Consider the following 14,316-nt stretch of genomic DNA (forward strand, 5'->3'; position numbering starts at 1 on the left):
ATCACTTTCCTTTATAAAATGATGAATTATGGCTGAAAATCCTATCTTTTTTCTAAACAGCACACTCAATCTATATCTACTTTTTGAAAGGAGATATACTAATCGTGAATAAAATTCCAAATAATGGGTATCCCATTATTTACAAATATATCACTTGCTATTATTCTTTGCAAGGTACTATAAATTTGTTAATAATGTGAATAGGTGGAAGTATTTTTGTACATTTTTAGAAGAGATATAAAAATGTTATTTTAAGATAAACAAAAGGTTGTAAGCGTATTCTTTAAATCTTGTCAAAATAATGTCGAATTCATATTGTTGGAAAAATAATGCATTTGTAATATAATGATAAATGATACTTCACCACATTAATTAACTAGGTGAAATTAAAAATCTTTATTACACAAATTATGAAACAAAGGGTAACTAACTGTTACGATTTATTTAACCAATTATAACGAAAGTTAATTAAATATATCAGTAAGCCCTGCTAGTCAAGTAATTGGCTAGTAGTGAGGGTTAACTGCGGGCAATCCCTAAAGCTGATTGAACTACAACGTGGCTAGAAATAGCGAGCGTGAATGTCGCGAAAGCAGAAAAAATCAATCAGATGATGCAAGGTTAAATCCTAAACATTAGAACAATGGGTCTTCCGCCTCGAATCATCTAAGTCAAAATGGATAGGATGAACGTTCAACGACTATCTCGTATAACTGACGAGAGTACATCACAAGCCTATGGTGGTGGAAAAATCCTCTATCTCTAAAGAGATAAACATATAGTCTGCGCTCATGTGAAAACATGAGAAGTTCATAAGAGAACTGGCTAAGGAATTGCGCCCTTAGTTGAACGAGATACATTTAATTAAATCTATCAAACCTCATTGAATCCATCGAACGTATGTGCTATGGTAGATTCAATGAGGTAAGAATAATAATGAAATTTTTACGAGTTAGTCAAGTATCAGAATTAACAGGTTTGCATCCGAGTAGTCTTACGAGAATGCTGGTGGAACACGCTACTATTCAGAAGAACAAATCTTTCATTAAAGGAGTTACATTCTGATGATATTGGCGAAGAAAGTCAGACTAATTCCAACGCCTGAACAAGAAAAATTGCTTAGAAACCATGCTGGTGCTGCAAGATTCGCTTATAACTATTGTAAAAGAATGAGTGATAGATACTATAAGCTATTTGGAAAATCTGTTTCACAGTTAGCTTTACAGAAACGATTTACAAAGATTAAGAAGCGAAAGAGATATGAGTGGTTAAAAGACATTAATGCACAAGTTCCCAAACAGGCTTCAAAAGATTTTGATACGGCGAGAAAAAATTCGTTCAAAAAGTACAAAAATGGTTCTCACACTTCTTATAAATCCAAAAAAGATTTAATTCAAGGATTTTATGCCAATTATGAAAGACTGGTTATAGGAAAGAAAGTCGTTCATATTCAGTCTATTGGAGAAGTGAAAACAAGCCAACAACTACCAAGAAATAAAAAACCATCCAACCCAAGAGTTACCTTTGACGGTCGTCACTGGTGGATTAGTGTAGGGTTCCAAGAAGACTTTGAATCACAAGAACTAACCGATGAGTCGATTGGTGTGGATGTTGGTTTAAAAGAGCTGTTTGTAGCTTCTAATGGTATGAAAGAACGAAATATAAACAAAGATGCCAAGGTTAAAAAACTTTTGAAAAGGAAAAAGTCAGCACAAAGAGATATGTCTAGGAGATTTAAAAAAGGTGTAAAAATTCAATCTACCGGATATGAAAAAGCGAAAGCTGAGCACCTGCGGTTATCTAGGAAAATTACGAATATCCGAAATAACCATATCCATCAAGCAACAGCTAAATTGGTGAAAACCAAACCAATGAGGATTGTTGTGGAAGACTTACCTATCTCAAACCTGTTAAAAAACAAAAAACTATCGAAAGCATTTTCATTTCAAAAATTAAACTTCTTCTTTCAATGTTTATCATACAAGTGTGAGAAGTACGGCATTGAGTATGTAAAAGCTGATAAATGGTTCGCTTCAAGCAAGATTTGTTCATGTTGCGGCGTTAAATACGACCATTCAGTTCAACCAGAAGGACAGTGGAGTTTAAAGATTCGTGAGTGGCGTTGTGCTTCATGCAATAGCTATCACGATAGGGATGTAAATGCGTCGATAAATTTATCAAGATGGGTAAAATAAATGCTTGATAATAGGAGGTAACGATACTGCCTCGTGTGGAGTGTTATACCCCTCGTCCCTTTGGGGTTGCGAGAACACGATGAAGCACTAACTCGTGTAAATTTGATTGAATTGTATAGATTTAGTTAAGTTTATCGTATCGGATGATTAGTTTGAGTACAGGTGTAAAAGTAAACGACGTGAAGACAAAAACAAAAGGAGCAGATCTTGTTGTTGATTGTTTAATTAAACAAGGTGTTACACATGTTTTCGGTATTCCAGGAGCAAAGATTGACTCTGTATTTGATGTATTGCAAGAAAGAGGACCAGAGTTAATAGTTTGTCGTCATGAACAAAATGCAGCATTTATGGCAGCTGCTATTGGTAGATTAACAGGAAAACCGGGCGTATGTCTTGTAACTTCAGGACCAGGGACATCAAATTTAGCGACAGGTCTTGTTACTGCGAATGCTGAGAGTGATCCCGTTGTTGCTTTAGCTGGTGCAGTACCGCGTACGGATCGATTAAAACGTACGCATCAATCTATGGATAATGCTGCACTATTCGAACCAATCACAAAATATAGCGTAGAAGTAGAGCATCCTGATAATGTGCCAGAAGCACTTAGTAATGCATTTCGAAGTGCGACTTCCACAAATCCGGGAGCTACTTTAGTAAGTCTTCCGCAAGACGTTATGACTGCGGAAACAACTGTAGAGTCTATCGGTGCGCTGTCTAAGCCACAGCTTGGAATCGCTCCCACACAGGATATTACATATGTAGTAGAAAAAATAAAATCAGCGACATTACCAGTTATTCTACTTGGTATGAGAGCGAGCACAAATGAAGTGACGAAAGCTGTTCGTAAATTAATTGCGGATACAGAACTTCCTGTCGTTGAAACATATCAAGCAGCTGGTGCGATTTCACGTGAGTTAGAAGATCATTTCTTCGGCCGCGTTGGATTATTCCGTAATCAACCAGGTGATATTTTACTAGAAGAAGCAGACCTTGTGATTTCTATCGGTTATGATCCAATCGAGTATGATCCAAAGTTTTGGAATAAACTTGGCGACAGAACGATTATTCATCTTGACGACCATCAAGCAGATATCGACCATGATTACCAACCAGAGCGTGAACTAATTGGTGATATTGCCTTAACGGTAAATAGCATCGCGGAGAAATTACCGAAACTTGTATTAAGTACGAAATCAGAAGCGGTGTTAGAACGATTACGCGCAAAATTATCAGAACAAGCAGAAGTTCCGAACCGTGCTTCGGAGGGTGTTACGCACCCACTTCAAGTGATTCGTACACTTCGTTCTTTAATTAGTGACGATACAACTGTTACATGTGACATCGGTTCCCATTCTATTTGGATGGCGAGATGTTTCCGTTCTTATGAACCACGTAGATTATTATTTAGTAACGGTATGCAAACGTTAGGTGTTGCACTTCCTTGGGCAATCGCAGCTACTTTAGTAGAACCAGGTAAAAAAGTAGTTTCCGTATCAGGTGACGGTGGTTTCTTATTCTCAGCGATGGAGTTAGAAACGGCGGTACGTTTAAATTCTCCAATCGTCCATCTTGTTTGGAGAGACGGCACATATGATATGGTTGCATTCCAACAAATGATGAAATACGGCAGAACATCAGCTACAGAGTTTGGCGATGTGGATCTTGTGAAATATGCGGAAAGTTTCGGGGCGTTAGGTCTTCGTGTTAACACGCCTGATGAATTAGAAGGGGTATTAAAAGAAGCATTAGCAGCAGATGGTCCTGTCATTATTGATATTCCAATTGACTATCGTGACAATATTAAATTAAGCGAAAAATTATTACCAAACCAATTAAACTAATGGAGGCAGATTTGAGATGACTGTTGCGCAATTAATTGATATTGATGCAAAAAAAACGAAAACGAGTAATGAAGTATATCAAACATCTACAATGCTTGCGCTATTAGATGGTATATATGATGGTGTGATTAGCTTTGAAGATTTGAAAAAACATGGTGATTTTGGCATCGGCACATTTGATCAATTAGATGGTGAAATGATTGCATTTGATAATGAATTTTATCATTTACGTTCAGACGGTTCAGCAGAAAAAGTAGAACCAGAAGAAACAACACCATTTGCGACTGTAACGTTTTTTGAAAAAGAAATGAGTTATACGGTAGAGCGTCCAATGAATCGTGAAGAAGTTGAAGCATTATTACATGAATTAATGCCAAGTAAAAACTTATTTTACGGTATTCGAATGGACGGTACGTTCCGTGAAGTAAGAACGAGAACTGTTCCAAGACAAGAAAAACCGTATACACCGCTTGTTGAAGTGACGAAATCACAACCAATCTTTTCATTTGAAAATACAGAAGGTACGCTTGCTGGATTTTGGACACCAGATTATGCGCAAGGTATTGGTGTAGCTGGATTCCACTTACATTATATTGATGATGAAAGAAGCGGAGGTGGACATGTTTTCGACTATGTTATAGAAAACTGTACGATCCAAATTTGTCAAAAAGCTCATATGTATTTAGCACTTCCAGAAACAGCTGATTTTATGGCGGCTGAATTATCAAGAGAAAACTTAGAGGATAATATTGCAACTGCGGAAGGTGCAGAGTAAGAGGGAAAGACTGTTCCATTTTGGAACAGTCTTCTTTTATTCGTAATGTTATTATTTGTCGATAAATCGATATTTCTTGTCGAACCGTTGATATATTGTAAGTTATGATAGATATATTTGAAAAATCGTTGATATTGCTTACTTCTTTGAAACAAACGGATGCCCCTCATAATAAAAACGCCACGGATAATGTACAGCTTCTTCTGCATAGTCGATATTAATACGAGGTCCTGCTGCTATTTTATATTGTGATGATATATGTTCATCTTTTGGGACCAGTTCAATATGCAATGTGTCACTTTGTAATGATAAGCCTCGTTCTTTTAAAGTAATTCCGAGTGCACGGCATAGTTTGCCAGGACCGCTTGTTAAGTTTTTATATTGCGCTTTTGTAATGTCTGTTTTGTTGTAGCGCGCTAGTTTTATTTCTTCAATACCGTCTACTGGCTCAAGGGCTCGAATGAGAACACCTTGCGGGGTGCCAACTGGTGCTGTAATAACGTTAAAACAATGGTACATACCGTAAATTAAATATACGTAAGCATGCCCTGGTGCGCCAAACATGACTTCTGTGCGGTCTGTCCGTCTGCCGCCGTAACTATGTGCGGCCTTATCATCTGGGCCTTTATATGCTTCTACTTCTACAATGATTCCGCTTCGCTTTATTCCGTCTACAATATGAACGAGTTTTTGCCCGAGTAATTTTTTTGCTACTTCTAACGTATCGCCTTCATAAAAGGAAGGAGGTGCCTGCATTGTACTATCTCCTTTACTAAGTGTATATGTATATAGTAAACCAAATTTTCAGTAGTAATTCTAACTCGTTCTATTTGCTACATTTATTTCATAAATTATGGATAGAGTACAACAGCGAAGAGGGGGAGTGCGACATGATTTATCGCTTACTAGCTCTTAATATAGATGGGACACTACTATACAACAATGGAAAAATTGCAAAAGGATTAAGAGAAACAATTGAATTTGTGAAAAGAAAAGATGTATACGTTACGTTATTTACGAGCCGTAATTTTCAATCCGCTCATAAAGTAGCAAAGGCGTTAAAATTAGATTCTATATTAGTGACACATGGTGGTGCTTTCGTTTCAGCAACGTTAGATAAGCCGTACGTTCAAAGAAGATTATCTGAAGAGAAGACTTTTAACATTGTGCAAGTGTTAGAGCACTTTGATTGTAACGTACGTATTTCTCATGAACGGTTTTCGATAGGAAATCGTGAGAGAAATACACCAAACTTAATTGCGCGCACTGTATTATCAAGCGCAGATCCGTTATTTTATCCAGTTCAATTTGTAGATTCGTTAGGTGACGCGCTTCGTGACCATCCGGTAGCGGCGCCAAAAATTGATGTTCTTTTCCAAAGTAAAGGTGAAAAAGAACGCGGGCTAAATACATTAAGAAAAGCATTCCAAGATGTAGAGTATGTTGAATGTGATTCAAAACGAATAGAAATCTTGCCGCAAAATGTATCAAAGTTACGCGGATTACAATTGCTTGGAGAGCATTTAAATATTTCGCTAAATGAAATGGTTGCGATTGGAGATAGTATGGAAGATTTAGAGGTTATTGAAAACGTGGGACTTGGTGTAGCGATGGGGAACGCGCCTGTAGAGTTAAAGCAAGCAGCAGATTGGATTACACGTTCAAATAGTGAGAACGGTGTAGAATACATGATTAAAGAGCATTTCCGTAAGCAATTCCCGCTTCCGTTTTTGAAGAATCATAAAAATACACCGAAACGATGACAGAAAAACGTAGCTTTTTGGCTACGTTTTTTTGTTTATCTTATTAAAAATAGTGAAAGCGTTTTAAAATATGAATTGTGTATGAAATCTATACAATTCACTTGAATCCTTTAGAAAACTAATGTAAAGTGGATGATGTTGCCAAAACAGTTACACCACATGAAATATTCTTCAGATTAATTTTATTGGGCTCCCATACGTAAAAGTATTTCCGCATGACAGTTTAGTTCACGTATTATTTCAAAAATGAATTGTAGCAATCTTATTAAGTAGTTGTAGTGTTTCTTTGTTTTATTTAAATGGATTATTTTAAGTTAATGTGAGTAAGGTTTGGTACATATGATATGTACTTCTTTTTGTGGTTTTAGGAAGTTTAAAAGGGGGAATGAATTTCTTGAGGAAATCATTTAATCAAAAAATTAAAAAGTTAAGTAGTAGTTTAATAGTTATATTACTAATATGTATGAATTTTTTAATCCATTTACCATTAAAAGCAGAGGCAGCTACAACAGAATTAAAAGGTTTAGGTGATGTATCTTATTACAACGCCATCATTTTTGGAGATCATAGTGCAACGAGTGCGGATATTGAAGGTGCGATGGCTGTTCAGAAAAATATGAACGCATCAAGTTATACAGTCGTAGCGGCTGCAACTGGAGCAAATAACTTAGCTGGAGCAACTTGGGTAGATGAAGGATATCCATCATTATTACTAGGCGGTCAATTTACGAAAGCGGGAGCAGGACAGGTAATTATTCAAGATGGAACAGTGGCGATGACAAAAGACGGTGACCCAGATGGAGCAATGAAAACGTCATATGACCGTATCTCTTATAAAGAGCAAGCGGAGATTGATGCTAAGTTTAAAGAATTTAGAAAAGACGTTGATGGTGTAATTGGGGATGCAAGTAAACTATACACTGATAAGCCAAAACCTAATATGAGCTTTGGAATCGGTGAAGATGTAAACAACCCTAATATTTATGTCTCTTCAGGCCAGACGGGAAAGAAAGCATTTGATGTAAAAGACGTTTTTCTTCCGAATGTAGAGAATAAAGACTTTATTGTTATTTATTCAGATGCAGAAGAAGTGAGTTTTGGTGGCGGTGCAATTTTGTATGATACAAGAAATACTGGGATGGCGACGGATTTAATTAATACATCTCAAGCATACGATCCTAATTCATCTTTTACTGAGTTAGCTAGTAAGGTAATTTGGGTATTTCCTAATGCTACAAAGATAACAACTAAAGGTTATGGTGTAGTAGGTAGTGTGTTTGCACCTAATGCAGTTGTAGAAACAAAAGGTGGTTCTATTAATGGACAAGCCTATGTTGGAGGATTACACCAAAGAGATGGTTTTGAGGTTCATAACTTTAAATTTAACTGGCCAAAGTGGAATAAACCAGCAGTTGAAAAAGGACATTTACAAATTAAAAAAGTTGATGAAAACGATGAAAACATTGTTTTAAAAGACGCAAAATTTGATGTTATAGACAAAGATAATAACGTTGTGGCTACTGTTACAACAAACGAAAAGGGTATTGCGGAAGTTAAAGATTTACCACTCGGTGACTATTTTGTAAAAGAAATAAATGCACCAGAAGGATATATAAAAGTTGATACACCAGTCAAAGTAACAATTGATAATACAAACGTAATTGAACTTGTTATGAAGAATACGAAAAAAGTAGAGAATGGCCAATTTAAATTATTGAAAAAAGATAGTGAATCTGGTCAACTTCTACCAGGTGCAAAATTTGATGTTATCGATAAAGATGGGAAAGTTGTGGAAACAATTGTTACAGATGATAAAGGTGAAGCCTTATCGAAACAACTTCCAGTTGGAAGCTATACATTAAAAGAAGTAGAAGCACCGAAAGGATATGAATTATCATCTAGTTCAGTTTCTGTTGATGTAGAGGCTAATAAAGTAGTGACTGTAGATGTGGTGAATAAAAAGATCCCCGAAAAAGTAACAGGTCAATTTGAAATTGTGAAAGTAGATGCGGAAGATAAAACGAAAGTATTATCAGATGCAGAATTCGAAGTGTATAAAGATGGTAAAAAAGTAGATACGTTACGAACAGATAAAACTGGTAAAGTAGTTTCTCAGAAATTAGAACCAGGAACATACACATTAAAAGAAACAAAAGCACCACAAGGATATAAATTGCTAAAAGAAGAAATTGAAGTCGTTGTGGAAGCAGACAAAGTAGTAGAAGTACAAATAGAAAACGCAAAAGAACTAGGAAGCTTACAAGTAATCAAAAAGGATGCAGAGAGTGGAAAAGTTCTAGCGGGTGCGGAATTTAAATTAAAGAACGAAGCTGGTCAAGTAGTTGGAGAAGCGAAAACAACGAATAAAGACGGTGTTGTGAAATTCGAAAGCTTAGTGCCAGGAAAGTATACGTTAGAAGAAACGAAAGCACCAGAAGGTTATAAAGCGTTAGAAGTAACAGTAGAAGTAAATGTTGTAGCAAATGAAGTAGTAAAACAAGAAGTTACGAATGAAAAAGTAACGGGTCAATTCGAAATCGTGAAAGTAGATGCGGAAGATAAAACGAAAGTATTATCAGACGCAGAATTCGAAGTGTATAAAGACAGCAAGAAAGTAGATACGTTACGAACAGATAAAACTGGTAAAGTAATTTCTCAGAAATTAGAACCAGGAACATACACATTAAAAGAAACGAAAGCACCACAAGGATATAAATTGCTAAAAGAAGAAATTGAAGTCGTTGTGGAAGCAGACAAAGTAGTAGAAGTACAAATAGAAAACGCAAAAGAACTAGGAAGCTTACAAGTAATCAAAAAGGATGCAGAGAGTGGAAAAGTTCTAGCGGGTGCGGAATTTAAATTAAAGAACGAAGCTGATCAAGTAGTTGGAGAAGCGAAAACAACGAATAAAGACGGTGTTGTGAAATTCGAAAGCTTAGTGCCAGGAAAGTATACGTTAGAAGAAACGAAAGCACCAGAAGGTTATAAAGCGTTAGAAGTAACAGTAGAAGTAAATGTTGTAGCAAATGAAGTAGTAAAACAAGAAGTTATGAATGAAAAAGTGAAAGAAGAAATTACAGGTCAATTAGAAATTACAAAGGTAGACGCTAATAATACAAATAAAATATTAGCAGGCGCAGTGTTTGAAATTTGGAAAGACGGAACAAAAATCGACACATTAACAACAAATAAGAGCGGTAAAGCGACTTCTAAGAAGTTAGAACCAGGAGATTACACTTTAAAAGAAATCCAAGCGCCAGAAGGATATACTTTATCCGATAAGGAAATGAAATTTACGATTTCTAATGAAAAAATTGAATTTGTAAAACTTCAAATTACAAATAAAAAAGATACAGAAAAAGGTCCGGAAAAACCAGGTGAAGGAACAGAAAAACCAGGTGAAGGAACAGAAAAACCAGGTGAAGGAACAGAAAAACCAGGTGAAGGAACAGAGAAGCCAGGTGAAGGAACAGAGAAGCCAGGTGAAGGAACAGAGAAGCCAGGTGAAGGAACAGAGAAGCCGGGTGAAGGAACAGAGAAGCCGGGTGAAGGAACAGAGAAGCCAGGTGAAGGAACAGAAAAACCAGGTGAAGGAACAGAAAAACCAGGTGAAGGAACAGAGAAGCCTGATGAAGGAACAGGAAAACCAGGTGAAGGAACAGAGAAGCCTGATGAAGGAACAGGAAAACCAGGTGAAGGAACAGGAAAACCAGGTGAAGGAACAGAAAAACCAGGTGAAGGAACAGAAAAACCAGGTGAAGGAACAGAAAAGCCGGGTGAAGGAACAGAGAAGCCAGGTGAAGGAACAGAAAAGCCAGGTGAGGGAGTAGAAAAACCTAATTTACCAGAAAAAGGACAAGGTTCTTCTAATAATCAACAACTTCCAGCTACAGGACACAATACGAATTACGTTCCATTCATCGGTTTTATGCTCCTCTTACTAGGAATACGTTTAAGATTCATGGCTAAAAATAGTTAACAGATGTATAAAAGGCATCAGAGATATACAATCTCTGATGCCTTTTAAATTAATACAGATAAATATTTTAAGCTTCAATCACGCTAAGCATTCTGTTTATAAATGCAGCTGCGTGTGCACGTTGTGATGGTCCTTTTGGTACGAATTGATTAAATTCATTACCTTTTACAATTCCATATCCATATACTCTTTGTACTTCTTCTTTAGCGTAAATTAAGTTTTGGTCTACGAATGGTAGTTCAACTTGTTTTGCAAAAATACCAGCGTGTTTTAGAGAACGATCAATCATAATAACAGCTTCTTCGCGTGTAATTGTAGTATTTGGATCAAATGTATTATCACCACGTCCGCGGATTATGCCTGCGCTTGCTGCACGATTAATACCGTCTCTTAAAGATGGGTGTACTTGTTCTAAGTCTGTGAACTTAGCGTTTCCACTTGGTAATTGTAAAGCACGAGTAATTAGTGTAGCAAATTCAGCACGCGTTACAAGACGTTCTGGGAAGTACTTGCCGTTCCCTTCTCCTTGCATAATGCCTCTAGCTGCTAATTGACGAATGTCTTGTTCATACCATCCACCTGTAATGTCATCAGTTACGGGATTTTTTTGGTTTTCCTTATAGTATGTTTCAGTTCCTTTTAAGAAAGCATTCCATTGTCCGCGTTGAATCATAAACGCAGGGCAGTTTTTTCCTGACCAAAATTGGTGTTTTTGGACCTTATCTAGAGAAACATTTAAGTCGTTCATTAAATAAGCTGCCAATTTACGGGCATTTTCTACCGCTTTTTCATAGTTTCCATCTTGATTAACGGCAATTTCAATTCCGATAGATTCATAGTTTCCAGTTTTATTTCCAGCATGCCATCCAACTTCATTTACTGGAAGATGTTGATAAATTTCTTTATCATCTACTGTGAAATGCCAAGATGCGGCGCGATCAGCTGTTCCGCGTGCTTGATTATCTAAGAATTTTGCATGATTTAGAGCATTGGCACCTTTCGCTGTATTAGCCGTTTCGTGAATCGTAATATATTTAGGTACCATCGGGTAGCCAGGGCGAATATCGTCATTTCCTTTTGGGACAATCATTTCTTTAAATGTAACGCCATAAATATTGTTTGTTTGTAGAGCTTCCGGAGCTCTCAATAAACTATTTTTAGCAGTACGACTGTTTTTTAATAATGAAGCTTTTGTACCTTCAAATGTAGCAGAAGGTGCATAAATCCATTTTGCTGTTTCGTTTATTTGGACTTTAAACCAATTTCCAGCTTGTTCAGTAGGAGTAATGACTTGTGGTTGTAGTTTCCCTTCTTCTTTAAACGATTGGAACGGAAGGGCATGTATGGAAGCTTCTTCTTTTACGATTAATTTTTGGTTAGATAGTTTATGAATCTCTTGAACTTCTAAGCTATTATCATTGTTATCTATCCATCCAGCGCCAGTTGGCGTCGTTATGTAGTAAGCATTTCCTTTTTTCTTTGTCGCCGTTACGACTTGTTCTGTAATCTCGATATTCGATTTGTTTTTTAAATCATTCGCGGTATATAATGAATGTTTTTTTGAAGTGTATAGTAGGAATTGGCCAGTAACCTCGATATCTTCTTCATGAGTACTATGCTCATTAACATGCTCTTTAATACTTTTAAAAACTTGATCCTCCGTATATACTTCGGCGGATTTTTCAGCACTCTCTGCAAATGAATAAGTAGGTGCAAGAACAGTTTGTAATGCAAGAGAGAGAGTTAAAACACTATAAAATTTCTTTTTCATATTTTTTTAACACATTAGATTATAGAATCTAGTGTTAACATTCCTCCTTTTTATATTGTATTTTCACTATGTATCGATTTTAACACTAATAAATTTTAACAAGAGAAAATCAGGATGTCTATATACATGAGCGATATTCATAAAAAGAATTATTTGAAAAAATGTAAGAGAAACAGGTAAAACCTTCTGTATTGACCTGTAAACGCCCTTCAAGTAAACTAAAGAGAGTTTGCAAATGAAAAGGTGATAATGTGTTAATTTCAATTAAAACGTTACAAGATGATCGTTTTTTACGTCCGCTACAAAATATTGGCGGCTTATTTTTTGAAGATAGTACGATTGGATTTGAACAAGAGGAAGCGAATCTGATCGTTGATATACACATTGAGGATAATGTGAAAGCATCCGCTCGATTAACGGATGTTAGCACAGGAAATGTGTATGAAGAAACATTCTCGAAAGATTTATCTGCTTTCACAGATGAAAAAGAGCGTATGAAGCAAGTGAAGCATGTTGTTTCTTATGTATATCTTTCTGTTCTTCAGCAGTTAACTGGACTTGAACAAAGCTGGGGTATTTTAACGGGAGTACGTCCGACGAAACTTCTTCATAAAATGCTTCAAAATGGTATGTCAAAAGAAGAAGCGCATCAAGAACTTCGTGAAAGTTATTTAATTCATGAAGAGAAAATTGAACTTCTTCAGCGTATTGTTGATTGCCAATTAGCAGTTGTTCCGGATTTATACCGTTTGAAAGAAGAAGTAAGTATTTATATAGGTATTCCGTTCTGCCCAACGAAATGTGCATACTGTACATTCCCGGCTTATGCGATTAATGGACGCCAAGGGTCTGTTGATTCGTTCTTAGGTGGTTTACATTATGAAGTTCGTGAAATTGGTAAGTTTTTAAAAGAAAAAGGTGTGAAAGTTACGACGATTTATTATGGCGGCGGTACACCTACAAGTATTACAGCAGAAGAGATGGATATGCTGTATGAAGAAATGTACGAAGCGTTCCCAGACGTGAAAAATGTACGTGAAGTTACAGTTGAGGCAGGTCGTCCAGATACGATCACGCCAGCAAAGCTAGAAGTGTTAAATAAATGGAACATTGACCGTATTAGTATTAATCCGCAGTCATACCATCAAGAGACACTAAAAGCAATTGGACGTCATCATACTGTAGAAGAAACAATTGAGAAATACCATTTAGCTCGTGAAATGGGAATGAACAATATTAATATGGACTTAATTATTGGTCTTCCTGGTGAAGGGTTAGATATCTTCAAGCATACGTTAGATGAAACAGAAAAGTTAATGCCAGAATCATTAACAGTTCATACGTTATCATTTAAACGTGCTTCTGAAATGACGCAAAACAAACGTAAATATAAAGTAGCAGGTCGCGAAGAAATTACAGCGATGATGCACGAAGCAGAAGAATGGACGCAAAAGCATAATTACGTACCATATTACCTATATCGTCAAAAGAATATTTTAGGTAACTTAGAGAACGTTGGTTATGCAATGCCGACGCAAGAAAGTATTTACAACATTGTCATTATGGAAGAAGTACAATCAATTATCGGGCTTGGTTGCGGTGCATCAAGTAAATTTGTTCATCCGAAGACGGGGGCAATTACGCACTTCGCGAATCCGAAAGATCCAAAATCATATAACGATGGCTTCGTAAAATATACAGAAGATAAATTGAAAATTTTAGAAGAGCTATTCGCATAAGAAGAAAGAGGTTGTTCCGAGTCGGAACAACCTCTTTTTATCCTGCAGTAACGGGGGCCGATTATATCTTGTCAGTTTTTGTCGGTAAGTCGATATATTCGAAAAATCGCCGATATAATTTCATTTACCGTCTAGTGGTACCGTATGTAAAACTATGTCGATAATAATCAGAAAAATTAGTCAAAACATTGAAGGACAATGTCTACTTATAGACGAAATGATAGATTTATGAAAGAGAAAAGGGGGAAATTGT

The 14,316-nt window shown here is 36.4% G+C and carries 9 protein-coding genes; 7 read left to right on the top strand and 2 right to left on the bottom strand.

Translation table 11 applies throughout. The annotated features are described in order from the left end of the window. Positions 1-936 precede the first annotated feature (936 nt). The 4 genes from OXT04_RS19065 (at position 937) to alsD (ending at position 4,811) form a co-directional block, all read left to right on the top strand. A complete protein-coding gene (locus OXT04_RS19065; protein WP_000670740.1) occupies positions 937-1,065 on the top strand; it encodes a hypothetical protein in 129 nt (42 codons plus the stop codon). Continuing rightward, positions 1,065-2,195 carry an RNA-guided endonuclease InsQ/TnpB family protein gene (locus OXT04_RS19070; RefSeq protein ID WP_097920884.1) on the top strand — a complete coding sequence of 377 codons (1,131 nt, stop codon included), beginning with the start codon at positions 1,065-1,067 and terminating at the stop codon, positions 2,193-2,195. Before OXT04_RS19065 ends, OXT04_RS19070 begins: the two co-directional genes overlap by 1 nt. A gap of 152 nt (positions 2,196-2,347) precedes the next feature. After that, positions 2,348-4,036: an acetolactate synthase AlsS gene (gene alsS, locus OXT04_RS19075; protein ID WP_097913946.1), complete on the top strand. Its 1,689-nt coding sequence runs from the start codon at positions 2,348-2,350 to the stop codon at positions 4,034-4,036. A gap of 16 nt (positions 4,037-4,052) precedes the next feature. Further along, positions 4,053-4,811 (top strand): alpha-acetolactate decarboxylase, encoded by a 759-nt coding sequence (gene alsD / locus OXT04_RS19080; RefSeq protein WP_267416690.1) that lies wholly within the window; start codon positions 4,053-4,055, stop codon positions 4,809-4,811. Between the two features lie 138 nt (positions 4,812-4,949). Here alsD and OXT04_RS19085 read toward each other — a convergent pair whose 3' ends face one another. After that, entirely contained in the window at positions 4,950-5,567 is a 618-nt protein-coding gene (locus tag OXT04_RS19085) for a DNA-3-methyladenine glycosylase (protein WP_097913942.1), read from the bottom strand. A 134-nt stretch (positions 5,568-5,701) separates the two neighbouring features. Here OXT04_RS19085 and OXT04_RS19090 point away from each other — a divergent pair, with 134 nt between their 5' ends. Both OXT04_RS19090 and OXT04_RS19095 read left to right on the top strand, forming a co-directional pair. After that, complete coding sequence (locus tag OXT04_RS19090) at positions 5,702-6,574, top strand: Cof-type HAD-IIB family hydrolase (protein ID WP_000640419.1); 873 nt, start codon at positions 5,702-5,704, stop codon at positions 6,572-6,574. Between the two features lie 385 nt (positions 6,575-6,959). After that, on the top strand, positions 6,960-10,553 hold the full coding sequence (locus OXT04_RS19095; protein WP_267416697.1) for an MSCRAMM family protein: 3,594 nt from the start codon (positions 6,960-6,962) through the stop codon (positions 10,551-10,553). 67 nt (positions 10,554-10,620) lie between these two features. On the opposite strand, the gene OXT04_RS19100 is transcribed toward OXT04_RS19095, so the two are convergent. Then, positions 10,621-12,324, bottom strand: coding sequence for an S-layer homology domain-containing protein (locus tag OXT04_RS19100; RefSeq protein WP_267416699.1), 1,704 nt, complete (start codon positions 12,322-12,324; stop codon positions 10,621-10,623). A 251-nt stretch (positions 12,325-12,575) separates the two neighbouring features. Here OXT04_RS19100 and OXT04_RS19105 point away from each other — a divergent pair, with 251 nt between their 5' ends. Further along, the gene (locus OXT04_RS19105) at positions 12,576-14,063 is read left to right on the top strand and encodes a coproporphyrinogen III oxidase (protein ID WP_000908776.1); all 1,488 of its coding nucleotides are present in this window, start codon (positions 12,576-12,578) and stop codon (positions 14,061-14,063) included. Positions 14,064-14,316 lie beyond the last annotated feature (253 nt).

It is taken from the genome of Bacillus sp. GC_Bacil_1, from assembly GCF_026540675.1.
Lineage (GTDB): Bacteria > Bacillota > Bacilli > Bacillales > Bacillaceae_G > Bacillus_A > Bacillus_A cereus.